At 69.1% G+C, this 24,128-nt stretch carries 20 protein-coding genes and 1 tRNA gene; 6 read left to right on the top strand and 15 right to left on the bottom strand.

Annotated features, from left to right (window positions below):
- Positions 1–32: 32 nt before the first annotated feature.
- The gene (locus QU603_RS12535; protein ID WP_308491716.1) at positions 33–1,418 is read left to right on the top strand and encodes an APC family permease; all 1,386 of its coding nucleotides are present in this window, start codon (positions 33–35) and stop codon (positions 1,416–1,418) included.
- A gap of 4 nt (positions 1,419–1,422) precedes the next feature.
- A complete protein-coding gene (locus QU603_RS12540) occupies positions 1,423–2,184 on the top strand; it encodes a nitrilase-related carbon-nitrogen hydrolase (RefSeq protein ID WP_308491717.1) in 762 nt (253 codons plus the stop codon).
- A gap of 529 nt (positions 2,185–2,713) precedes the next feature.
- Here the strand turns inward: QU603_RS12540 and QU603_RS12545 are convergent.
- The 6 genes from QU603_RS12545 to QU603_RS12570 all read right to left on the bottom strand — a co-directional run bounded on the left by QU603_RS12545 (position 2,714) and on the right by QU603_RS12570 (position 9,763).
- Positions 2,714–2,798: transfer RNA gene (locus QU603_RS12545), tRNA-Tyr, on the bottom strand.
- A gap of 90 nt (positions 2,799–2,888) precedes the next feature.
- Positions 2,889–3,794, bottom strand: a complete 906-nt coding sequence (locus QU603_RS12550) for a PfkB family carbohydrate kinase (RefSeq protein WP_308491718.1) — start codon at positions 3,792–3,794, stop codon at positions 2,889–2,891.
- Positions 3,795–3,887: 93 nt separating this feature from the next.
- Entirely contained in the window at positions 3,888–5,789 is a 1,902-nt protein-coding gene (locus QU603_RS12555) for a glycoside hydrolase family 13 protein (protein ID WP_308491719.1), read from the bottom strand.
- A 29-nt stretch (positions 5,790–5,818) separates the two neighbouring features.
- Positions 5,819–6,706: a sugar ABC transporter permease gene (locus tag QU603_RS12560; RefSeq protein ID WP_308494015.1), complete on the bottom strand. Its 888-nt coding sequence runs from the start codon at positions 6,704–6,706 to the stop codon at positions 5,819–5,821.
- A 70-nt stretch (positions 6,707–6,776) separates the two neighbouring features.
- Complete coding sequence (locus QU603_RS12565) at positions 6,777–8,387, bottom strand: ABC transporter permease subunit (RefSeq protein ID WP_308491720.1); 1,611 nt, start codon at positions 8,385–8,387, stop codon at positions 6,777–6,779.
- Positions 8,388–8,527: 140 nt separating this feature from the next.
- Positions 8,528–9,763, bottom strand: coding sequence for a sugar ABC transporter substrate-binding protein (locus tag QU603_RS12570; protein WP_308491721.1), 1,236 nt, complete (start codon positions 9,761–9,763; stop codon positions 8,528–8,530).
- 231 nt (positions 9,764–9,994) lie between these two features.
- On the opposite strand from QU603_RS12570, the gene QU603_RS12575 reads away from it, so the two are divergent.
- Positions 9,995–10,483 carry a YajQ family cyclic di-GMP-binding protein gene (locus QU603_RS12575; protein ID WP_308491722.1) on the top strand — a complete coding sequence of 163 codons (489 nt, stop codon included), beginning with the start codon at positions 9,995–9,997 and terminating at the stop codon, positions 10,481–10,483.
- A gap of 504 nt (positions 10,484–10,987) precedes the next feature.
- Here the strand turns inward: QU603_RS12575 and QU603_RS12580 are convergent.
- From QU603_RS12580 to QU603_RS12610, 7 genes are all read right to left on the bottom strand, one after another.
- Positions 10,988–11,992 (bottom strand): squalene cyclase, encoded by a 1,005-nt coding sequence (locus QU603_RS12580; protein ID WP_308491723.1) that lies wholly within the window; start codon positions 11,990–11,992, stop codon positions 10,988–10,990.
- A 435-nt stretch (positions 11,993–12,427) separates the two neighbouring features.
- Positions 12,428–13,426, bottom strand: a complete 999-nt coding sequence (locus tag QU603_RS12585) for an alpha/beta hydrolase (protein ID WP_308491724.1) — start codon at positions 13,424–13,426, stop codon at positions 12,428–12,430.
- A gap of 63 nt (positions 13,427–13,489) precedes the next feature.
- Positions 13,490–14,677 carry a Bcr/CflA family efflux MFS transporter gene (locus QU603_RS12590; protein ID WP_308491725.1) on the bottom strand — a complete coding sequence of 396 codons (1,188 nt, stop codon included), beginning with the start codon at positions 14,675–14,677 and terminating at the stop codon, positions 13,490–13,492.
- Between the two features lie 39 nt (positions 14,678–14,716).
- Positions 14,717–16,090: an FAD-dependent oxidoreductase gene (locus QU603_RS12595; protein WP_308491726.1), complete on the bottom strand. Its 1,374-nt coding sequence runs from the start codon at positions 16,088–16,090 to the stop codon at positions 14,717–14,719.
- A gap of 51 nt (positions 16,091–16,141) precedes the next feature.
- Positions 16,142–17,203: a polyprenyl synthetase family protein gene (locus tag QU603_RS12600; protein ID WP_308491727.1), complete on the bottom strand. Its 1,062-nt coding sequence runs from the start codon at positions 17,201–17,203 to the stop codon at positions 16,142–16,144.
- 85 nt (positions 17,204–17,288) lie between these two features.
- Entirely contained in the window at positions 17,289–17,951 is a 663-nt protein-coding gene (locus tag QU603_RS12605; protein WP_370655358.1) for a class I SAM-dependent methyltransferase, read from the bottom strand.
- 181 nt (positions 17,952–18,132) lie between these two features.
- Positions 18,133–18,693 (bottom strand): DUF402 domain-containing protein, encoded by a 561-nt coding sequence (locus tag QU603_RS12610; RefSeq protein ID WP_308491729.1) that lies wholly within the window; start codon positions 18,691–18,693, stop codon positions 18,133–18,135.
- Positions 18,694–18,861: 168 nt separating this feature from the next.
- Here QU603_RS12610 and QU603_RS12615 point away from each other — a divergent pair, with 168 nt between their 5' ends.
- The 3 genes from QU603_RS12615 to QU603_RS12625 all read left to right on the top strand — a co-directional run bounded on the left by QU603_RS12615 (position 18,862) and on the right by QU603_RS12625 (position 22,112).
- Positions 18,862–20,157, top strand: a complete 1,296-nt coding sequence (locus QU603_RS12615; protein ID WP_308491730.1) for an isochorismate synthase — start codon at positions 18,862–18,864, stop codon at positions 20,155–20,157.
- Positions 20,158–20,313: 156 nt separating this feature from the next.
- A complete protein-coding gene (locus QU603_RS12620; RefSeq protein ID WP_308491731.1) occupies positions 20,314–20,892 on the top strand; it encodes an ArsR/SmtB family transcription factor in 579 nt (192 codons plus the stop codon).
- A complete protein-coding gene (locus QU603_RS12625; RefSeq protein ID WP_308491732.1) occupies positions 20,889–22,112 on the top strand; it encodes an MFS transporter in 1,224 nt (407 codons plus the stop codon). Before QU603_RS12620 ends, QU603_RS12625 begins: the two co-directional genes overlap by 4 nt.
- Before the next feature lie 118 nt (positions 22,113–22,230).
- On the opposite strand, the gene QU603_RS12630 is transcribed toward QU603_RS12625, so the two are convergent.
- Both QU603_RS12630 and QU603_RS12635 read right to left on the bottom strand, forming a co-directional pair.
- Positions 22,231–23,037, bottom strand: coding sequence for an ABC transporter permease (locus tag QU603_RS12630; RefSeq protein ID WP_308491733.1), 807 nt, complete (start codon positions 23,035–23,037; stop codon positions 22,231–22,233).
- Positions 23,034–24,056, bottom strand: coding sequence for an ABC transporter ATP-binding protein (locus tag QU603_RS12635; RefSeq protein WP_308491734.1), 1,023 nt, complete (start codon positions 24,054–24,056; stop codon positions 23,034–23,036). Before QU603_RS12635 ends, QU603_RS12630 begins: the two co-directional genes overlap by 4 nt.
- Positions 24,057–24,128 lie beyond the last annotated feature (72 nt).

Genomic DNA, 24,128 nt, shown 5'->3' on the forward strand with positions numbered 1-24,128 from the left:
AACAGCAGTCCCGCACCCGACAGGAGACGACGATGTCCACCCCCCAACCCCACCTCACCCGATCACTCGGGCTCACCTCGCTGGTCCTGTTCGGACTGGCCTACATGACGCCGCTCATCGTGCTCGGCATCTTCGGCGTCGTCGCCGAGACGACCGGCGGCGCCAGCGCGTCGGCGTATCTGGTCGCCCTCGTCGCGATGCTGTTCACCGCGTCCAGCTACGGACGCATGGCCGCGGCCTACCCCGTCGCCGGTTCGGCCTATTCCTATGTGCGCCGCACGATCGACTCCCGGGTCGGATTCCTCGTGGGCTGGGCGGTGCTGCTGGATTACATGTTCCTGCCGATGGTCATCTGGCTGATCGGCGGGGCATATCTTCAAGCAGAATTCCCGACTGTTCCCGGCTGGGTGTGGATCGTGGCATTCGTGCTCATCACGACCATCCTCAACATCCTCGGCATCAAGGTCGCCGACCGCACCAACTACATCATGATGTCGTTCCAGGTGCTGGTCATCATCGTCTTCGTGGCCCTCTCGATCGGGTCGGTGGTCAGCCAGCAGGGTCCCGGCGGCCTGCTGAGCGTGAACCCGTTCGCGAACTCCACCTCGAACTTCGCGATGGTCTCGGCCGGCGCTGCGATCGCGGCGTATTCGTTCCTCGGGTTCGACGCCGTGACCACGTTCACCGAGGAGACGAAGAACCCGACCCGCACGGTTCCGCGCGCGATCATGCTGATCGCCCTCATCGGCGGCGGCGTCTTCATCCTCGTCTCGTACACCACACAGCTCGTCCACCCGGGAGGCCAGTTCACGGATGCCTCGTCGGCGGCTTTCGAGATCGCAATGACCATCGGCGGCAACGTCTTCGGCGCGATCTTCCTCGCCGGTCTGGTCATCGCCCAGTTCGCGTCGGGACTTGCCGCGCAGGCATCGGCGTCTCGTCTGCTGTACGCGATGGGACGCGATGGGGCGCTCCCCCGGAGGATCTTCGGTGAGGTCAGCAAGCGGTTCCGCTCGCCGGTGTTCAACATCGTGCTCATCGGCGTCGTGGGGCTGGCCGCGGTGTTCCTGGATGTCGCCACATCGACGTCGTTCATCAACTTCGGCGCGTTCACCGCCTTCACAATGGTCAACATCTCCGTCATCGTGTACTACGTGAAAGAGCACCGGAACGGACGCAGGCTCAACCCGATCGTGTACGTCGTGGTGCCCGCCATCGGCGCGATCATCACGGCGTATCTGCTGACCAAGCTCGACTCGAACGCCATCGTCCTGGGCCTGAGCTGGCTGGCGGTCGGAATCGTCGTGCTCGCCGTGATCACGAAGGGCTTCCGCAAGCTTCCGCCGGAGCTGACCTATGAGCAGGATGAGGATCCGACCGTCGCCGCCTCACCATCCACCGTGCCGGTCGCCGAGTAGGATCATGCGCCTCGCCCTCGCTCAGATCGGGTCCGGAACGGACACCACCGGCAACCTCGCGCTGATCCGCTCCGCCTTCGACGACGCTGCGGGGCGAGGTGCCGACCTCATCCTCTTCCCCGAGTACGCCATGTACGAGAAGAAGGTGGTGGACGGCAGCTTCTCGACAGCGGCCGAGCCGGTGGACGGCCCGTTCGCGTCTGCTGTGGCCGCTCTCGCTCGAGAGCACGGCATCGCCGCGATCGCCGGGATGGTCGAAGCTCATCCGAACGGCGAACGGCCCTTCAACACTCTCGTCGGATTCGACGCCGACGGGTCGCCCGTCGGCCGGTACCGCAAGATCAACCTCTATGACTCCTACGGGTTCCGCGAGTCGCAATGGATCTCCCGGCCCGACCCTGCCGAGCATGTCGTGATGAGACTTGCCGGTGTGTCGGTGGGGGTGATGACCTGCAGCGATCTGAGGCAGCCGTCGATGGCCGCCGCGCTCGCGTCAGCGGGAGCGGACATGCTCGCCATCTGCGCGTCGTGGGTGCCCGGCCCGCAGAAGGTCAACCACTGGCGCGTACTCGCCGCCGCCCGCGCCATCGAGAATGTGATCGTGACGGCCGCGGCATGCCAGGCGCCACCCGTGTCGATCGGAACGAGTCTTGTGATCGACCCGATGGGAACCGTGCTCGGCGAACTCGGACCGGCGCCGGGTGTGCTGTGCGTCGATGTCGATCCCGACGCCACCGCGCGTGAGCGCGCACGCGCGGCGACCTGATCGTCCCATCCGGTACCTCATTCTGAGCCCCGACGCAAGCCTCTTCACTCACGCGAACAGCGGGCGCATCCTGCAGTGAGCGAACTCGGAGGAATCAGAATGAACTTAGAAGACACGCGTCCCATACCCGTTTTGGACGCCGCCCTCGCAGCGCCGCAAGAGCCGCCGCGGACCGACCCGCCCTTTCCAGCGCCCCCTGCAGAACCCCGAGTCCCCGGACCGCCGCGGGAACCGGCGTCACCCGAACCCGGGGAGCCTCCCTTTCCGATTCCGCCTGACGACCCCACGACGCGCCCGGTACCGCCCGAACCGGAGGAGCCGCCCTTCCCCGCACCGGCCGAACCGACGGCGCCGACTCCTCCTGCAGAGCCGACGGATCCGGAGGAGCCGCCCTTCCCCGCACCCTCGAGGTGAGTTCGCGGCCGACACCGTCGATCGCGACCACATCTCCCTGCGCAACACGAACGAGAGCCCGGCCGATGGCCGGGCTCTCGTTCGTGGCTGTCGCCTATGACGCGACTCACCAGGTTGGTGGCAGGTGAGGGATTCGAACCCCCGAAGTCGAAGACGGCTGATTTACAGTCAGATCCCTTTGGCCGCTTGGGTAACCTGCCAAGTGCGCTCCGCCCGGCTTGTCCAGTCGATCGGAGGCGCGATTATCAATGTTACCTGGTCGCGACCGGTGCTGCGAACCACCCCTCGGGTCAGGTGCCCAGGCGATCCAGGTCCATCGCGTCGGCACCGGGTATGCGCAGCAGCGCCCCCTCGAACCGCACCGTGGCAGCCGCGACCTGCATCGCGCGCTCGAGGGCTGCCGACCAGGCCGCGGCATCCTGCGGATCATCCTGCACGAGCGAAGCGACGACCGACGCGAGCACCGCGTCGCCGGCGCCCATCGTGTCGACCACGCGCCCGGCAAGCGCCGCGATCGGGGCCGAGACGACGACGCCGTCGACCTCGAGCACCGCTCCCCCGGCGCCTGCGGTCGCCAGCACGGTCGTGGCGGCGGCCAACCGCTCGCGCAGCTCGTCGATCGATGTGCGGTACAGCAGCGATGCGTCGTCCGCACCCACCTTGACCAGCATGCAGCGCGGCACGAGCGACTCGAACCCCTGGATGAACGCGTCGCGATCAGTCAGCATCCCGGACCGTGGGTTGGGATCGATCACGAGGGGCTTGTCGCCCACGGCCTCGGCGAGCGCGGCGACCTGCGCGGCGTGATCGAAGGGAAAGCAGCTCACGACAACGAACGGAGCGGCGGCGATGGCGGCGCGCTCGACTGCGCCGTAGGTCACCGCGCGGGCCTGCGCGGCCTCGTTGAACTCGTAGACCGGCTCACCGCCGACACGGGTGGACACTGCCCGCGACGAACCGAGCGGCGCGGGCGAGGCGAGCAGACCGACCCCGTAGTCGTGCAGGTACGCCCGGATGTGATCGCCCGCCTCGTCGTCGCCGACCATCGCGATCAACATGGCGGGCACGCCGAGCCGGACGAGGCCGACGGCCACGTTGAGCGCCGCACCGCCCACGAGCTCGGTCACCGTCGTGCCGTCGCGCAGTTCGTCGATGAGGGCATCGCCGATCACGACGACGGGGGCCGCGGGTTCCATCTCGTCAGTCTAGGGATTCGGGATGCCGCTGCCTGGGCCGGCCCTTCGTCTCGTGCGCGCTTCGTGCGGCTTCGCTCGGGCCCCAGTGCTGACTCAATGCTCGGGCACCGCGCCCATGCCGCCCTGCGGCAGGGCGTGCGCGATCGCGGTGGGCGCCGGCGCGACCACGCCCGGCAGCGTCCAGGTGGCGAACACGGGACCGCCGGCCGACAGCAGCACCGCACCGTCGCTCGCGACCGCGAGCGTGGCCTCGCCGAACACGGCATCGGCCGACGACGCCCCGATCACGAGCGGCGCCGGGATCTCGACATCCACATCACCCCGCGATGCGAGAACGAGCACGCTGCCCGATGCCGCCTCGCGCACGAACACGATGGTCTGGTCATCGACGTGCAGCCAGCGCAGCCCGCCGGTCTGCAGGGCCTCGAACCGGCGGCGAAGGCCGATCAGGTCGCGGTACAGCGCGATGCAGTCGGCGATCTCAGGCTCGTCGACGCGGTCCCACGGAATCGGTGTGCGACTCATCTCGCCGTCCACCCCGGTCAGGCCGAACTCGTCGCCGGCGAAGACCACCGGCAGCCCGGGCAGCGTCATCGACAGCCCGACCGCCAGCGGCACCGTTCCGGGCGCGGCGAAGGTCGCGAAGCGCGCGGTGTCGTGCGTGTCCAGCGGCTGCATGCATCCCAGCCGCACCCGCCACGGGATCTGCGAGGTGAACCGCTGCAGCTGGTCGACGAACTCGTGCGCAGTGTAGGTCGGCATCCCGGTCGGAATCCCGAAGAACCACGCGTCGGGCGCCGGCTCCGACAGCCATGCCCACACGCCGCGGGTGAACGCCGGGTAGGTCATCGCCCCGTGCCAGGCGTCTCCCTGCAGGTCGCCGGCGGCGTCATTGGTCGACTCGGCCAGCAGCAGAGTGTCGGGGTTGACCTCTACCATCGTCTGGCGCAGGATGCCGCGGACCTCGGTATTGAGGTCCTGCGCCCCGAGCCGCCCGGTCATGTTGGCGACATCGATGCGCCACCCGTCGATGCGATACGGCGCGGCCAGCCATTTCGCGACGACCGAATCGGATCCTTCGATGAAACGGCGGCGCAGCTCGGTCGAGGTCCAGTTGAACTTCGGCAATGACGGCACACCCAGCCATGACTCGTACACGCTCTGCGCAGCGTCGCGGAAGTAGTAGAACGCGCTCTCGGGCGCGCCGGGGTGCTCGAAGGCAGCCTGGAACCATTCGTGCGCATCGCCGGAGTGGTTCGAGGTGAGATCCCCCATCACCTTCATGCCGCGCCCGTGCACAGCGCTGATCAGCCGCAGGTAGGCGTCATCCCCGCCCAGCAGCGGATCGACCACGTCGAACCGCGACGCGTCGTAGCGATGGTTCGAGCGGGCGGGGAAGATCGGCGTGTGGTAGACGATCGTGGCCCCCAGCGCGGCGATGTGGTCGAGCCTGTCGACGATGCCGTCGAGGTCGCCGCCGTAGAACTGGTGGCTGCGCCCGGGCGGCAGCGGGTCGACGGGCGTGTCCCACGCCGCCGGGATCGCCCAGTCCGGCGCCTCGCGGCCCGAGGCGGCGGCAGAACGCGCGAAGCGGTCGGGGAACACCTGGTACATCACGGCGCCGTCGAGCCAGGCCGGCGGCGGGTTGCCTGCCACCAGCGCGAAGTCCACGGCATCCAACGACTCGAGCCGGGTGTGCCCGCCCTGGCACAGCGTCGACGTGGAGCCGTCGTCGTGCACGAGCGCCCACCGGTAGCCGTGCCGGGGGTTGGCGACGGTGATCACCGCCGACCACCACTGCCAGCCGTCGGCTTCGCCGTCGAGGGATGCCGCGACCCACTGCGGCTCATGGTCGGGGTTCGATCGCACGAACGCGCGAGCGATCGGTGCGCTGCCGAACGGCACGCGCAGCCGCACGGTGACCTCGTCGCCCAGGGCGGGGTTCTGCGTGGAGACGTGCAGCGGTGAACCGTCGTGGTGAGGGGACAGGGCCATATCTCCCATCTTCGGCGATGTCTGCGACATCATTTGACGCTGCCGGCGGTGAGGCCGCCGACGATGTAGCGCTGCAGCGCCAGGAACAGCGCCATCGGCAGGATCGCGGCCAGCACGGCGCCAGCGGCGAACACGCTCCAGTTGCGCGCGGTCTCCTGCGACACGAACTGGTACAGGCCCACGGCGAGGGTCTGCTTGTCGGGGTCGACGAGCACGACCGACGCGATGACGAAGTCGCTCGTGGTGCCGATGAAGGCCAGCAGGCCGATCACGGCGAGGATCGGCGCGACCAGGCGCAGGATGATCGTGAAGAAGATGCGGGCATGCCCCGCGCCGTCGATCTTGGCGGCCTCGTCGATCGAGGCGGGCACCGTGTTGAAGAAGCCATACATCAGGTAGGTGTTCACCCCGAGCGCACCGCCCAGGTAGACCATGATCAGACCGATCTGCGAGTTCAGTCCCAGCGCCGGGAAGATGTCACCGATCGCCGACATGAGCAGGAAGATCGCGACGAACGCGAGCAGCTGCGGGAACATCTGCACCAGCAGCAGGGTCAGCAGGCCGAACCGGCGCCCGGTGAAGCGCATCCGCGAGAACGCGTAGGCGGCCAGGGCGCACAGGATGACGGTGCCCACCGATGCGCACAGGCCGATGACGATCGTGTTCACGAACCACGCGCCGTAGGGGCGGGTGGGGTCGCCGAACAGCGAGAAGTAGCTGCCCAGGTCGAAGTTCTGGAACAGGCCGTTGGCCGTCAGCAGCGTGCCGCCCGGGTTCAGCGACGCCGAGAGCACGTACACGAGCGGGAACGCCGCGAACACGAGCATGACGATGCCGACGATGTGGCGCCATCCCGTCTCGCGGAACCAGCGGCCGAACGGACGGCGCGGCACCGGCGCGGGGGCGATGTCGGTCATGATCGGAACGATGGCGGCTGCGGCATCCACTTCTGTCGTGCCGGTGAGTCCGGCCGAGTTCATTGCCATGTCAGTTCAGCTCCTCGAGGACCTTCGTCTGTCGGAAGCTCAGATACGAGATGAGCGCGACGAGCACGAAGATGATGATCGCGAAAGCGCTGGCCAGGCCGTAGTCACGGTTCGCGCCGACGAAGGCGACCTTGTAGACCATCGAGATCAGGATGTCGGTCTGCCCGACGTTGATGCTCGCGTCAGCGAAGCGGGGGCCACCGGCGGTGAGCATGTAGATCAGGTTGAAGTTGTTGAAGTTGAAGGCGAACGACGAGATGAGCAGAGGTGCGATCGCCACCAGCAGCAGGGGGAACTTGATGTGGCGGAAGATCTGCCACACGCTCGCCCCGTCGACCCTGCCGGCCTCTTGGATGTCTTCCGGGATCGACTGGATGGCCCCCGTGCACACCAGGAACATGTAGGGGAAGCCGAGCCAGAGATTGACGATGAGGATCGCCGCTTTCGCGAGCCAGGGATCCTGCAGCCACGGTATCGACGCCCCGCCGAACAGCACCTGGTTGATGAAGCCGAAGTCCTGGTTGAACATGCCCGCCCACACCAGCGCCGACAGGAACCCCGGGAACGCGTACGGCAGGATCATGATCACGCGATAGAACTTCTTGCTCTTCATGCGCGGGTCGTTGAAGACGATCGCCAGGAACAGGCCGAGGACGAACGTGGTGGCCACCGACAGGATCGCGAACACGAACGTCCAGATCAGCACGGCGAAGAACGGGCCGCGGATCGAGGCGTCGCTGAACGCGCGGACGAAGTTGTCGACGCCGACCCACACCTGCCAGCCGGGCAGCAGCTGAGTGCCGTCCTCTGAGGTGAACGCCCCCTGGCCGGTGTCGGTGTAGACGACGCCGGTCTTCGTGTCGGTCATCGTGTCGGCGGTCGGGTCCCAGGTCAGCGTCGAGGTGAACTGGTAGGCGTTCGAGCCGTCGGTCGTCTTCAGGTAGCCGTCGTTCGGGTCGCTGCTCAGCGGCACAGACAGCGCGCCGATGGCGGTCTGGTGCTGCAGGATCTGCGCGAAGTCGAGCGTCGTGAAACCGGGGGCGCCCGACGCGGTCGCGCCCGCCACCTGCTCCAGCGGCTGGTCGGCGCCGCCGACCTCGAACGCCCCGGTGGCCGGGTCGGTGGTCAGCAGGTAGAAGTCCCCGCCGCGCTCGAGCACTTTGACCGGAAAGGTCGGGGAGTTCTCCACGCGCGTCTGCGACTGCTGCATGAGCGCGGCCACCGCATCGTCCTTGGTGGAGATGTGGCCCGACCCGTAGTTGGTGAACGCGATGTAGATCGAGAAGAGGACGACGAAGACCTGGAAGACGAACAGGAAGATCAGTCCCGGCGTCAGGTACTTCGCCGGCAGCAGCCCGGGCACGAGGTACACGACGTTCACGAGTACGGCGACCACGGCGATGATCAGCGGCACGAGCCACTGCCCCTGGGCGATCAGCACGAGCATGGCGTAGATCGCGAGGGCATCGATGACGCCCAGCATCACGATCTTTGCCAGCCACACCTTCCACCCGGCCGACGCCGCCTCGGCCAGCGCGGCCGCACGTCTGCCGCGGCGCGAGGGCGCGACATCCGTCGTCTCACGCTCGTCCTGCAGAGCGGGACCTGTCATCGTCGACTCCTGTTCATCGTGCACCGCACGGTACCGCTGCGTACGGGGCACGCCACTGCTGTTCTCTGCCGGGCGCCTGCCGGCAGCCGGCGCGCACTCGGGGTGGGCCGACCGCGATCGGCGCCACCCCGCTGCGGGTGCTACTTGAGCTTGGCCTGGATGTTGGAGGCCATCTTGGTCCAGCTCGCGACCGGGTCGGCGCCCTTGATGATCGCGGCCTCGGTCTTGCCCCAGTCGTCCCAGACCGAACCCATCTGCGGGATCGAGGGCATCGGCACAGCGTTCTCGCCGACCTTGCCGAAGCCGGCGATGATCGGGTCGGACTGCGCTGCCTGGTAGGCGCTGGTCAGTGCCGGCGGACGCCCGCCTGCCTTGTAGAGCGCCGTCTGCACGGGCTCAGTGGCGACGTAGTTCACCAGAAAGTCGGTCGCGGCCAGCGTGTTCTTCGACTTCGCGCTCAGGAAGAACGTCTGCACGCCGGCGAAGGGCGCGGCCGTCTTGCCACCGGCCGACGGGATCGGGTCGACCGACAGGTCGATGCCCTTGGCCTGCGCGTCGGCGACGTTCCACGGGCCGGTCAGCAGGTACGGCGTCTCACCGGCCAGGAAGGCCTCCTTGGCGATGTCCTGCGACACGTTCAGGTTGATGACCTTCGTGCCCTTGACGCCCTGCGCGCCCAGCCACTTCGCGAAGCTCTGGCCGGCGGCGTCGCCGATGGTCAGCTTGGTCGGGTCGTACGAGCCGTCCGCGTTCTGGGCGAACACCGAGTTGCCGAACGAGGTCTCGAACGGGTACAGGTGGTACGGGTCGGCGCCCTGCGGGTCCAGGCCCACCAGGAACGGGTACTTCGTGCCCGCCTTCTTGCCCTCGGCGACCATCGCGTCGAACGTGGCGGGAGTATCCTGCGCGAGCTTCGTGTTGCGCAGGATCGCGATGTTCTCGATCGCGTACGGCAGACCGTAGGTCTTACCGTCGTAGGTGACCGCCTGCAGCGCGACCTTCTCGAACTGCGAGGCCTTGTCACCGAGCTCGATGGGGGCGATCACGCCGTCCTGCACGAAGCCGCCGGTCCAGTCGTGACCGCCGATGGTGAGGTCGGGACCTTTGCCGGTCGGCACCTGTGCGGTGAAGTCCTGCTGGATCTTGCCGTAGTCCTTGACGACCAGGTCGACCTTGACGCCCTTGTCCTTCTGGAATGCAGCGGCGACGTCCTTCAGCGCGCGGGCGCGGTCGGCGTCCACCCAGACGGTCAGCGTGCCGGCGTTCTCGGTCTGCTTCGGAGTGGCGGCCGTCCCGCCGGCGCAGCCGGCAAGCCCGAACATGCTGGCCACGATCAGCGCCGCGGCAGCAGCAGCGCCCTTCTTGTTCACCTTCATCGGTGTGTCATGCCTCTCTGAGTCCTCCAGGCCCGCACGACGGAATGTCGACGCGGGGCGTGCTGGAAATGCAAGCGCTTACATCATGACTGATGATGGTCGATCTGACAATCTCTGCGCGAGCCCGATACCATCTCGTGATGTTCGCGCACGCCGGGCCTCGGCATACTGGAAGCGTTTGCATGGATGCCGTGGCCTCGACGCGGCGGGCCGACTCGATAGACTCGCGGCATGGCTGACTCATCCTTCGACATCGTCTCCAAAGTCGACCACCAGGAGGCCGACAACGCCCTGAACCAGGCACGCAAAGAGGTCGAGCAGCGCTACGACTTCAAGGGCACCGGCGCCTCCATCGAGTGGAGCGGCGAGACGATCCTGATCAAGGCCTCGACCGAAGAGCGCGCGAAGGCGGTGCTGGACGTCTTCCAGTCCAAGCTCATCAAGCGCGGCATCTCGCTGAAGAGCCTCGAGACCGGCGAACCGGTGCAGGGCGGCAAAGAGGTGCGCATCACCTCGAGCGTGAAGGACGGCATCTCGCAGGAGAACGCGAAGAAGATCAGCAAGATCATCCGCGACGAGGCGCCGCGGTCGGTCAAGTCGCAGATCCAGGGCGACGAGCTGCGCGTGCAGTCCAAGAGCCGCGACGACCTGCAAGAGGTCATCCGACTGCTGAAGGCCGCCGACCTCGACGTCGACCTGCAGTTCATCAACTACCGGTAGCGAGGCCGGCCGACCAGGGGTTTTCCTGTTCCAGTCCGCACCGAGTCCGCAGGGGCCAGCACTGAGGCCATGAAGTCCGCCGCCGCGGCGCGGCGTCTCAGCGGGTTACCCGCGCCTGCACTTCTGACGGCTCACGGGCGCCCGCCCCCAAACGGGTCGAGATGCGAGTAGCCTTGCGATGGTCAATACCTTCGGCGCGTCAAGTCCCCAGCTTGATCAGCGCACGCTCCCCAGGCGTGCCGTGTCGGAGAGTAGCAAACCACTGTGGGTGTCGCTGCATAGCTCTCAACGCCTGTATGCGACACCCACGACCGTTAACCGTGACGTGCGCGCGATGAGGATTGGGGCACCCGCCCCGGCCTGACCCCAGTTGCTCGTCGGGTGCCGCGGATGCCCGCATCCATCACGCCCCCATAGCGTCCGGATCGATGTCAACCATACATGCTCTTGTCCCCCATATGGGGGACAAAGAGACATTTTTTCCTGAAGATTGGCTGAGCGGTTCTAGCGCCGCCTACGTCGGCGGCCGGCCGTAGCATCCCACCACTGCAGGACACGCGTGCCGAACAGTGTGAGCCAGCGCGATGGCTCGCCCTCGGGGACGTCGACGTCGAACCAGGTGCGACCGGGCAGCGGCGTCGTCTGCAGCCACCTGCCATCGGGCTGCCGCGCCGCGCGGACCATCTCGATCGCCTCGGCCATCCGGACATCGGGTCTGCCGTCGGCGAGGCCCGTTCCGTCGAACAGCGCCGCCTCGCGGAAGTAGTCGAGCGCGGCCAGGACGCTGTAGCGGTGCCGGTTGGGATAGACGAACCTGGTCACGAACGGGCCGACCAGTTCACCGCTGGTCGCGCGGAACGCGAGCCGGCGAGACAGCAGATACTCCTCACCGCTGCGGCGTGCCTCACGCAACGATGAGTCCCCTGTTTCGCGCTCATACGCCAGCATGCCGCGCAGCGCGTTCAGCGTCGAGTGGAACGACGAGCGCACCGAGTCGCCTTCTTCGGCCTCGCAGTTCCAGCCACCGTCGTCGAGCCGATGGGCCGGAAACCAGGCCGCCAGCGCCGACACGTCGACACCGAGCCACGCACCCGCGGCCAGCGTGAACGAATTGATGCACACGTCCACTTCGCCGCCCCAGTAGGGCAGGTCGTCGTAGTCCCAGCGGCAGTCGGCATCGAGCTTCTGCGCCGTGTCGCCCAGCGCCGCGGCATCCACACCCCACTCGCGCAGGTCTTTCAGTGCCCAGGTGGTGGCCACCCACGGCTGGCCCGGAGAGCCGGCTTCGGGACTTTCGAAGAAGCCGGCAGGGAAGAATGCACCCCCGGCCCAGGTGCCCTCAGGGTCCTGCCGCGCCAGCAGTGCGGCGCCGAACCCTTCGGTTGCGACACGAGAACGAGTGGCCTGCCAATCCACCGGCGCGGCATCGAGTACGTCGCGCTGCGCCTGCCAGCAGATCGCCGGATCGGCCTCGAGCAGCCAGGTCGCGACATCCTCATCGATATCCATGACGCCACCGTACGCACGGGATCCGACATCGTCCTACAGCCGATGGTCAAAGCTCAGGATTTGCTGAAGATCAGCTCTCTTGTCCCCCATATGGTGGACAAGGGGTGCCTGGTCGGATAACTTGAAATCACTCACGCAATGGGGGTGAGCACGCAGGGCGTCTGCACCACCGAGACAGAAGACTGGGGAGTCGAAGTGTCGGTGCTACGCCGCTTAACGGCGTGCCCACTTGCGAAAAGTGAGTGGGTACCGCGAGCAATCATCTTTGGGGATCACGGCTCACGGCACCCACGGTGGTTGTCGACGCGACGGTCCTGTCTGGGGAACAGGCGCAACACTGTGCTGGGGACACAGCGCGCCGCAATCAGCTGTCAACCACTACCCACCGTAATTGTATCTACGCCCGCTGTCGAGTCTTTGGGCAATCGGGGCGTGTCACCGGCTTTCGGTCGCGGTCATTCGAAGGCCGCGCGGCACCCAATCGGCGACGGCCGAGAAGGCCTCCGCCCGAGCAGGAGATGCCGACAGGAACACGTCATGCAGCGCGCCGTCGATGCGCGCGATCGTGACCCGACGGCCGAGCCTGGTGGCCGCTCGGGCGATGTCGTCGACCACCAGCACCGAGTCGCTCGAGGTCATCTGCGGCGACCAGGCCAGCGGTGAGGTCGACCTCGCCGACAGCAGGACCAGCGCCGGGCACCCGACGTCGATGCCGCGAGCGATCCGGCGATGCCCGTCCAGGACCGCCGCGAGCCACCGCGCCCGCACGCGAAAGCCACGCGCCGGGCGCCACGCCTCCCGATAGTCGGGGACCGGGAGTGCCCCGACCTCTCGCTGCGCCCGCGTGTAGAAGCCGAAGTCGACATCGGGATGGGTACCGTGCGGGTCGTACCGGGCACGGGCCTCGACCAGCGGCGTGAGCGCAGCACGTCCGGCCGCACCCAGCTGCAGTTCGAGCCATGGGCTGTTCAGGATCAGTGCGCCGGCACGCCCGGGATGCCGTCCCGCCCACAGTGCGAAGACGAGCCCGCCGGTGGAGTGTCCCTGCAGGACGAGTGCACGCCGGGATCGAGCACCCCTGCCGTGGCCCATCTGCGCCAGTGCCGCCTCGATGTCGTCGTCATAGTCATCCAGACGCGTGATGTCGCCCGGGGTCTGTCCCTCCCGCAGACTGCGCCCGTACTTGCGCAGATCGAGCGCGAAGAAGCGCGCGCCCCTCGAGGTCCAGAAGTGCGCCAGCCCGGTTTGAAAGAAGTAGTCCGACCAGCCGTGGACGCTGAGCACGTCGACGCCGGCGAACGAGCCGAACATGCGCGGCACCGGACGTGGCCGGCTGCGCACGAGCGTGGCCACCACCGCACCTTCGGCATCGGCGCCCAGCGGCAGTGTGCACTGCTCGAACCGCGGACCGAGGATGTCCGGCACCCACTCCATGCCCTCAGCGTAGGGCGTCACGTCGGCGGGCCGGGACGGGGGCGGGGTCCATCCGGTTGCCCATCATGACTCGCGCAGGCTGCGGGCCACGATCAGCCCGACCGCGGCGATCACCGCCCAGCCCAGCGAGATCAGCGCCATCGGCACCGCGGTGTGCTCGCCCCACAGTCCCACCAGCGGCGAGCTGAGCCCGCCGATCGCGAACTGGCCTGCTCCGAGCAGCGCCGCGCCCGACCCGCGGGCCGCATCGGCTCGCGCGAGAGCGAGCGCCGATCCGTTCGCCATCGTCAGGCCCGTGCCGCCGGTCAGCACGAACGCGCAAGCGATGAACGAGGCGATGCTCAGCGTGCCGGACAATGCCAGTGCGCTGAACGCCAGACCCGCGGCGATCATCATCACCGCGCCCAGCACCAGCATGCGTCCCGGGCCGACGCGCTCGGCGATGCGCGCGTTCGTCAGATTCGCCACGACCAGTGCGAGGGCGCCGGCGGCGAACCCCAGAGCGTACTCCAGGGCGGTCATGTGCAGCACCGCCTGGCCGACGAACGGCGAGGCGGAGATATAGGACATCATCGCGCCGAAGCCGGCCGCGAAGGCGATCGCCCGTCCGACGAACCGGCGATCGGCCAGCAGCATCCCGAACCTCGCCGCCAGTTGCCGCACTCCCCCACGATGACGCCGCCAGACCGGCAGCGACTCGGGGGCGACGACCACGGCGAGCACGAACATGCCGGTCGCGATCAGCGCGAGCACCGCCAGCACCACCCGCCATCCCCACAGCTGCGCAACCACGCCGCCCACCGGCGGACTGATCAGTGGACCCAGCGCACTGACCATCGCCATCACGCTCAGCGCCCGCACAGCCGTCTCGCCCTCGCTGAGGTCCACCGCGATCGCCCGCGAGACGACGATGCCGGCGGCGCCCGAGAAGCCCTGCACGACGCGCAGCCCGACGAACACCGACAGCGTCGGGGAGAACACCATCGCGATGCTGGCCGCGGCGAACACGGCGAGCGCGCCGACGAGCACCGGGCGTCTGCCGCGGCTGTCGGACGCCGGCCCCAGCAGCAGCTGACCCAGTCCCAGCCCCAGCAGGAACGCGGTCAGCGTCAGCTGCACGCTCGACGGGTCGCCGCCCAGGTCGCGGGCGATGTCGGTGAACGAGGCCAGATACAGGTCCGTGGCGAACGGACCCACCGCGGAGAGGAACCCGAGGACGACCAGCAGCCCGGGAGTGAGGCGCCGGGTCACCACGGCGGTTCGTCCACGGCAGCCCTGGCCGGTCCGCGCCTACTCGCCGCGCGAGATGCGCAGCATCTCTTCGCGCGGCACGACCTTGATTCGCTCGCGCTCGTGCGGCTCGCCGAGGGCGATCTCGTGCGCGTCGAGCCGATGCCAGCCGTCCAGATCCGTCCACTGCACCCCACGCTCGGCCAGCAGCGCCGGAATCGCCGTCTCTTCGGGGTGGCCGGGCCGCCACCACGACCCCTGGTCGTTGATGAGATTGCGCACGGTCTCCATGGCGTCGGACTTCGTGTGGCCGATCAGTCCCACCGGTCCGCGCTTTGCCCACCCGGTCGTGTAGACGCCGGGCACCGCGTCGTTCGAGTCCTTCGCCAGCGCGCGGCCCTCGCGGTTGGGGATCACGCCGTGCCGCTTGTCGAACGGCACTCCCGGCAACGCGGCGCCGAACCACCCGATGGCCCGGTACACCTGGCCGACGGCGATTTCGCGCAGCTCGCCGGTTCCCACGACGCCGCCCTGCCCGTCGGGCTTCGTGCGCTCGAACACGAGCGCGCTCGCGCGGCCCGCGGCATCCTTCTTCACCTCGACGGGGCGTGCGAAGAAATGCATATGCAGACGTCGGGACGCCTCTCCGCCGACGTTGTTCGCGCCGGGACGCGTGCGCCACGACTGGAGGATGCGGTCGATCACCATGACCTGCTTGTTCGTGGCGATCGCCGTCTTGGACGCCTCGTCGTAGTCGAAGTCCTCGTCGTAGACGACGGTGTCCACGTCGCGCAGTTCGCCGAGTTCGCGCAGCTCGAGCGGGGTGAAGCGCACCTGGGTGGGCCCGCGACGGCCGAACACGTGCACGTCGGTGATCTGCGACGCGGCCAGGCCCTCCTCGACGTTCGCCGGGATCTCGGTGGGGTGCAGGTCCTCGACGTGCTTGGCCAGCAGCCGCGCCACGTCCAGGGCGACGTTGCCGTTGCCGATGACGGCCACCGACGACGCGTCCAGCGGCCACTGACGCGGCACATCGGGGTGCCCGTCGTACCAGCTGACGAACTCCGCCGCGCCGTGCACGCCCTCCGCGTCGATGCCCTCGATCGGCAGCGGCGCGTCGTGCACGGCGCCGGTCGCGAAGATCACGGCGTTGTAGTGAGCCTTCAGATCGTCCATCGACAGGTCGCGGCCGTATTCGACGTTGCCGAAGATGCGGATGTCGCCGCGGTCGAGCACGTTGCGCAGCGCCGTGATGATGCCCTTGATGCGGGGATGGTCGGGGGCCACGCCGTAGCGCACGAGGCCGTACGGCGCGGGAAGCTTGTCGAACAGGTCAATCGACACGTCGAACTTGCGCTCGGTCTTCAGCAGATTGTCGGCGGCGTAGATGCCGGCGGGTCCTGCGCCGATGATGGCAAGTCTGAGCTTGGTCATGGGGTCCTTTCGAATGCGGCGGTAGGGCCGCGGCGGCGGGGTCATGCCGCGTCAGCTGCTGCGATCGGCCACGGCGACGGCGAAGCGCGTGAGCGCCTCACGCACCGGCCCATCCGGGAGGTGCCCGATCGCGTCGATGCCCTGCTGCGACCAGGTGCGCGCGAGACGTCGGGTCTCGTCTGTGGCGTCGTGGTCTCGCAGGGCCGTGAGTGCGGTGTCGAGGATCGACTGGTCGGCTCCGGCGGCGATCTCGGCGACACCCGCGTCGATCTGCTCGCGAAGGGCGACGGATGCCGCATCCTGCCGCTGGGTCAGCAGCAGGTACGGCATCGTGGGAACGCCCGCACGCAAGTCGGTGCCGGGCACCTTTCCGGTCTGATCGGGGTCGTCGCTCAGGTCGATCACATCGTCGAGCAGCTGGAAGGCGACACCGGCCTTCTCACCGAACGCCATGAGCGGCTGCTCGAAGGCGGGATCGGCGTTGCCGAAGATGATGCCGGCCTGTGCGGAAGCCGCGATCAGCGACCCGGTCTTGTCGGCGAGCACCTGCAGGTAGAACGCCACCGGGTCATCACCGGGTTGCGGCCCGATCGTCTCGTGCATCTGCCCGAGCACCAGCCGCTCGAACGTGTCGGCCTGCAGTCGGATCGCGCGTTCGCCCAGGCGCGCCATGATCTGGCTGGCGCGGGAGAACAGCAGGTCGCCGGTGAGGATGGCGATGTTGTTGCCCCACACCGAGTGCGCGGCCGGCACGCCGCGGCGCACGTCGGCGGAATCCATCACGTCGTCGTGGTACAGCGAACCGAGGTGGGTCAGCTCGAGGGCCATGGCCGCATCGACGACGGGGTCGGTGGCGCCGTCGCCGAGCTGGCAGGTCAGCAGCACCAGCATGGGGCGCACGCGCTTGCCGCCCGCCTCATACAGATACCGCGTGGGCGCATCCACCAGCGGATCCGCGATGCGCAGTTCGGCAGCGAGGCTGTGCTCGACGCGCTCCAAGCCGCCTTCGATGGTGCGCAACAGCTTTCGGGACTTCGCACCCGCGAAGACACGCTCGGTCAGACCGAGTCGGCTCGCACTGCGCGAGCCCGGCACAGAACGGCTCGGAGTCACGATTTCCAGCCTACCCGCACGCATTCGCGCGCTCGCACGCGTGGCGGGCGGATGCCGCGGCTCAGGCCTCTGCGTGCTTGTGCTGCTAGGCCATGGGCTTGTAGGCGCGGTGCAGCGCGACGATGCCGAAGGTGAGGTTCCGGTAGGCCACTTCGCGCCAGCCGGCCGCGCGGATCCAGCTGGCGAGGGTGCGCTGGTCCGGCCAGTCCCGGATCGACTCGTTCAGATAGTCGTATGCGTCGGCGTTGCTGCTGACCGCCTTGGCCGCCACCGGCAGGATGCGGTTGTTGTAGAAGCCGTACAGCCCCGCGAACGCGGCGGATCGCGGGTGCGAGAACTCGCAGATCACCAGACGTCCGCCGGGTTTGGCCACCCGCAGCATCTCGGCCAGCGCCACGCGCGGCGATGCCACATTGCGCAGCCCGAACGAGATCGTGACGGTGTCGAACGAATCGTCCTCGAAGGGCAGGGCCGTGGCATCCGCCTCATGGAAGGTGAGGTTCGGCAGATCGCCGTGCCGACGCCTCCCCTCGGCGATCATCCCCGGAGAGAAGTCGGCGGCCACCACGTCGGCGCCGCTGCGCGCGAGGGCTACCGAACTCGCGCCGGTGCCGGCGGCGAGGTCGAGGATGCGCTGGCCCGGTCGCGGCGCGACGGCGCGGGTGACGGCGACCCGCCACAGCTTGTCGTTGCCGAGGCTGAGCACCGTGTTGGTGCGGTCATAACCGGCGGCGACCTGGTCGAACATGCCGCTGACCCGTTTGGGGTCTTTGCCGAGGTCTGCGCGGTTGCTGGTCACCCGACGAGTCTAGGCCGACGCGTCCGGGAGCGACCTTCGTGCGGGCCCCGAGCAGGCCCCGAGCGGGCACCGAGCGGGCCCGTGCAGGCCTCGCCCAGCTTCCGGCCCAGCTTCCGGCTCAGGCCGCGGCTCAGGCCCCGGCATCCTGCGGCACCCGTGCCAGCCACGCGTCGATCGTCGCGTCGTCGAACGGAGGGGTGGCTGCCGTGACCCGGCGCTCGAGGTCCAGCGCGAGCGCTTCCAGCTGCGCGACGACCTCGGGCGGGTAGGCCATCGCGGCGCGGTGCTCGTCCCACTCGTCGCGGTCGTCGACCCAGATGCCGCGCTCATCGTCGGCGCGGACGACATCCAGATCCATGTCGATCGCGGTCGGCACGCACGCGCCGTCGATGATCTGCCAGCGCACGTCCCAGGCGAGGTCGATGTAGATGCGCACGTGCCGCGGGTGCATCGCGCCGTAGCAAGTGGCCGTCCACGTGCCGTCGGACGGGATGAGGGTCACGTTGGCCGACTCGGCGGTGAATTCGCGGCCGGGCCGGTGGCTCTGCCACCCGGCGGGCTGGCAGATCCAATCGCCCCACCGGTCTGCGCCGAGGTAGATGCCGTCGTGGCGCCAGTGCGGCGAGCCGTCCCATTTGCGCCAGCGAAACGCGAGGCAGGTGCCCGGCTCGGGGCGCGTCGGGTCGCTCACGGGCCGAGCCTACCCCGCCTCGGGGCGGCGAAATCATACGCAATCGACACGGGCACACGAGTTTGACGTGAATTCGATGTGTCGCCGTCGATGTCACATGATTTCGACGGTGGGCGGGATGCGGGCGGACGGGGCGGAAGGGGTCCGCGGGCGCCGTAGGCTGGTGGAATGACCGGTTCGCCCGCCCCGCGTCTGCACGTGCGCACGCGTGAGGTCGGTCTGCACGACCTTGCACACGATGACCTGCTGGCCCACACCTCACCGGCCGCGCCGCTGGCATGGCTGCGCCGCGGTGAGGGGATCGTCGGCGTCGCTCCCGTGGTCACCCGGCTGGACGTCGGCCCCGACTCCCCCGAGCCGCGCGCTCAGGCTCTGGCGCGAGCGTGGGCCGAGCTGGCAGCGCAGGCCGACATCGACGACCCGGTGGATGTGCCGGGCACCGGCCTGGTCGGCTTCGCGGCGCTGCCGTTCGATGAGCGCTCGGCCGCGGGCGCATCGATCGTCGTGCCGTCGCTGATCGTCGGCCGGCGCGGCGGTCGGGCCTGGCTCACGAGCATCCGACGGGACACCGAGGCCGACGCCGACACCGACACCGACGCGAAGACCCTTCCCGAGCCGATCGCCTACGAGCCCTATTGGTCGGCGACGCTCGGGCCCGGAGCCCTCGACCCCGACGGGTACCAGTCGGCCGTCCGCGGCGCGCTCGAGGCGATCGCGACCGGCGAGGCCGGCAAGATCGTCGTCGCGCGCGACCTCGTGGGCACGGTGCCCGAAGACGCCGACCTGCGCCGACTCATCCACGAGTTGAGCACGGGCTACCCCGACACCTGGACATATGCCGTCGACGGCATCATCGGTGCGAGCCCCGAGACCCTGGCCACCGTGCACGACGGCCGCGTCACCGCGCGGGTACTCGCCGGCACGCGTCCGCGCGGGGCCGATGCGACGCAGGATGCCGCGTCCCGCGCAGCCCTCACCGCAAGCGCGAAGGACCTCGACGAGCACGCGTACGCGGTGCACAGCGTCGTCGCGTCGCTGACCGGACACACCACCGGGCTGACCGTCGACGAGCATCCCTTCACGCTCGAACTGCCCAACGTGTGGCACCTGGCCACCGACGTGGCCGGCACGCTGTCGGACGGGGCGACCTCGCTGGATCTGATCCAGGCGCTGCACCCCACCGCTGCCGTCGCCGGCACCCCGACCGCTGCGGCGGTCGAGGCGATCCGCCGGCTCGAGCCGTTCGACCGGCGCCGGTATGCGGGGCCGGTCGGGTGGATCGACCAGCACGGCGACGGCGAGTGGGCGATAGCGCTGCGCTGCGCGCAGTTCGACGCGCCCGTCGGCGGCGTCATGCCGGTGGTCGCACATGCCGGAGCGGGCATCGTGGCCGGCAGCGACCCCGAGTCCGAGCTGCTGGAAACCCGCGTGAAGTTCCGCCCGATCGTCGACGCCCTGGCCTGACGCTCCGCCCTGCCGGCTCTCGGCGCAGCGTCGCTGCCCCGCCTCGCCCCACCCGACCGTGCTCGCCCACCCGACAGCGTCGCCGATTCGGTGAGCGCCACATGCAACTCTGCAAGAGTTCTTGTGCAATGAACGTTGTGGGTTTAAGGTCGAGGCATGGACGAATCCACGCACCGCCGCACGGTCACGGTCGCCGACCCCTCCGCGCTGCGTGCGCTGGCGCACCCGCTGCGCCTGCAGATCATCGGCGCGCTGCGCGAGGACGGGCCGCAGACGGTCGGCTCCCTCAGCGACCGGCTCGACGCGGCGCCCGGGTCGATCAGCTATCACCTCGGCACGCTCGAGCGACACGGCATGGTCGAGCAGGCGCCCGAACTCGCCCGCGACGGCCGCGAGAGCTGGTGGCGTGCGAGCGCCGAGCTGACCACGTTCGATCCCGTCCGGCTGCGCCGCGACCCCGCGCAGCGCACGGCCGCCCGCGCGATGCGACAGGCGTTCGTGCAGGGGTACACCGCAGATCAGCTCTCCTACCTCGAGCACGAAGACGAGCTCGACGAGGAATGGGTCGCTGCCGCCACCATCAGCGACGACCTGGCATGGCTCACCGCCCAGCAGCTGCACGAGCTCACCGCGGAGCTTGACGAGGTCGTCGCCCGCTGGCACGAGCGCGGTGATCGCGAGCGCGCCGGCGCCGCTCCCGTGCGCATCATCTACTCGGCGTACCGGCGGCCATGAGCGCGGCATCCGCCATCACCACACGTCGCCGCACCCCCATCGTGGCGCTGCTGGCGGCCGGCGGCATCTCGCGTGCCGGCAACGCGATCACCGTGGTCGCCGTACCCCTGATCGCCCTGCAGATCTCGAACACCCCGCTCGCCATCGCCGCGGCCGGGATCGCCGCGACGCTGCCGCTGGTGATCGGCGGCGTCGTCGGCGGCGCCGTGGTCGATCGACTCGGTTTTCGCCGGGCGAGCATCATCGCCGACGCGGCCAGCGGCGCCACCGTGCTCGCCGTTCCGCTGCTGGCGGCAGCCGATGCGCTGAGCTTCGGCGCGCTGCTCGCGCTGGTGTTCCTCTCGAACCTGCTCGACGCACCCGGCGAAGCCGCGCGCTCGAGTCAGATTCCCGAACTGTCGGCCCTGGCCCGCATGCCGCTTGATCGCGTCGCCGCGATGCAGGCCACCGTCGAGCGCAGCGCGACGATGGCGGGCGCGGCGCTCGCGGGGCTGCTGGTGGCCCTCACCGGTCCCGCTCCCACGATGCTTGTCGACGGCGCGACATTCGCGGTCGCCATCGTCCTCACCGTCGCGTTCGTACCGCGGGTCGCACTCGACGACGCCGAGACGGACCGCGGTCTGGGGTGGCGGGCGATGACCGCCGGCATCCGCTTCATCCTCCGGACCCCTCTGATGCGCGCCGTGGTCGCGATGGTGGTGGTCACGAACGCCATCGACACGGCGGGGCTCACGGTGCTGCAGCCCCTGTATGCCAAGGGCCTCGGTCACAACGGCGCGGAGCTCGGGATCATGATCGCCTGCTTCTCGGGCGGAGCGCTGGCGGGCGCCGGGTTGTACGGCATCATCGGCGACCGGGTCCCTCGTCATGGCCTGCTGATCGTCCTGTTCCTGCTCGCCGGTCCCCCGCCGTATCTCGCGTTAATGCTCGAGCCGCCGTTCGCCGTTGTGGCCGTGGTGCTCGCCGTGACCGGCCTTGCCGCCGGTCCCTTGAACCCGATGCTGGACGCCGCGCTGTATCGCATCGTGCCGGCGGGCATCCGGGCGCGCGTGCTCGGAGCGCTGACCGCCGGCGTCACCGCCGCGATGCCGTTGGGAAGCCTTCTGGCCGGCATCGGCGTCGACGCACTGGGTCTGACCGCGGCCCTGGGCCTGGCGGCCCTGCTGTATGCCACGACGATCCTGTGCACCGGGTTCGGCCGCCGCTGGCGCGGCTTCTGACGGCCCCGCATCCCGGCCGCCTGGCCGCGGCATCCCACCCTCGGCCCCGGCATCTCCGGTGAGGGTTCTGCGGGCGGGCGGGCGGTCGGGCGTGTGTGCGGGCGTGTGGGGGCGAACGTCAGATCGAGCGCTGGTAGGCGCGCAGCGACCGCACCGCCCAGGTGAATGCGAGCGCCGCCAGCAGCACGAGCCCGCCGAGCTGCCACCACGCCGCGTCCGGATAGACGCCCGTCAGGCCGCCGCGGCCGAGCTCGACGGCCCAGGTCATCGGGTTCCCGCGCGAGACCGACTGCACCCAGTCGGGCATGAGCGCCGCCGGCATCATCGTGGTCGACAGGAACGTGGCCGGCAGCACGATCAATTGCGACAGGCTGATCAGCGCGATCTGGTTGCGCGAGATCAGCGCGACGCCGGTGGACGCACAGCAGAAGATCGCCGCCAGCACCGTCGCCACGGCCAGCGCCACCAGCATCCCGCCCGCGCCCCCCGGGTAGCGTGCTCCGGCCAGCGCGCCGATCCCGAGCACGACCAGCGACTGGGCCACGCCCACGATCAGCTGTTGCACGAGCTGACCCGTGATGATCGCCGAGCGCGAGATGGGTGAGGTGAGGTACTGGTCCATGACGCCTGAATTGATGTCGTCGATGTACCCGGTGCCCGCCCAGGCGCCGGAGTACAGCACCGTCATCATGAGGATGCCCGGCACCAGATAGTCGATGTAGCCTGCCCCGCCGAACTGCGGCAGGGCGCCCAGTGCGTGGAAGACCTGCCCAAACAGCACGATCCAGATCACCGGCTGGATGAGGCTCATCGCCGGACCCCACACCTGCCGGATCGAGACGATCAGCCACCGGCGCAGCACCTGGCCGGTCTGGGTGAACCAGCCCGCGCGGCGCACCGCGAGGGCCGGAGCGATCGTGGTCATGCTGCGACTCCTTCCGGGACGGCGGGCGTGTGCTCGCCGAAGGTGTGTCCGACGAAGTGCAGGTACACGTCATCGAGGGTGGGGTGGGATGCTGCGACCTGGCCGTAGCGGATGCCCGCAGCATCCAGAGCCGAGATCACGGCACCGACGGCGGCTGAGGCGTCGTCGGTGCGGGCGGCGAGCACGCCGTCGACCCCGGATGCCTCGACCATGACGTCGCGCAGCCCGGGCACCCGCGCGATCGCCGCACGGACGTGCGCAGGGTCCGGCTCAACGAGGGTGACGCGCACGGAGTCGCCGTGCAGGGCCGCCTTCAGCTCGTCGGGGCTGCCCTGCACGACGGCCCGTCCGCGGTTGACGATCAGCAGTTCGTCGGCCAGACGGTCGGCCTCTTCCATGTAGTGCGTGGTGAGGATCACCGTGAGCGCGTCCTCGCCCGACAATCGCCGGATCTCGGCCCACATGGCAGCTCTCGCCTCAGGGTCCAGGCCCGTGGTCGGCTCGTCGAGGAACAGCACGCTCGGCCGGTGCACGAGAGCTGCAGCCACGTCGAGCCGGCGGCGCATGCCTCCTGAGAACGTGTGGACGGGGCGGCCGGATGCCTCGATCAGCCCGAATTCGTCGAGCAGATGCGCCGCACGGGCACGGGACTCTGCGGCCGAGACGCCTCGCATGCGCGCGGCGATCTCGAGGTTCTCGGTCGCGGTGAGGAACGGATCTGTTCCGGCGCCCTGGGAGACGTAGCCGATCGCCGTGCGCACGGCCTCGGGCTCGCGCAGGATGTCGTGGCCGGCCACGCAGGCCGAGCCCGAGGTCGCACGAGAGAGCGTCGTGAGGATCTTGGTGGTGGTCGACTTGCCCGCCCCGTTGGGGCCGAGCAGGCCGAACACCCGCCCGGCGGGGACAATGAGCCCCAGGCCGTCCAGGGCACGGACGGCGGGTCTGCGGCCGCGGCCGGGGTACACCTTGACGAGGTCGCGCGCCTCGATGGCGGCGCGGGGTGAACCGTTTTCAGGCATGGCGAAGCATCCCTTCCTTCTTCGGGTGATCGAACGAGGATCGAAGCGACGAGTCGAAACGCGCCGGGCTGA

Origin of the sequence: Microbacterium terrisoli (assembly GCF_030866805.1) — a bacterium.
Taxonomy (GTDB): Bacteria; Actinomycetota; Actinomycetes; order Actinomycetales; family Microbacteriaceae; genus Microbacterium; species Microbacterium terrisoli.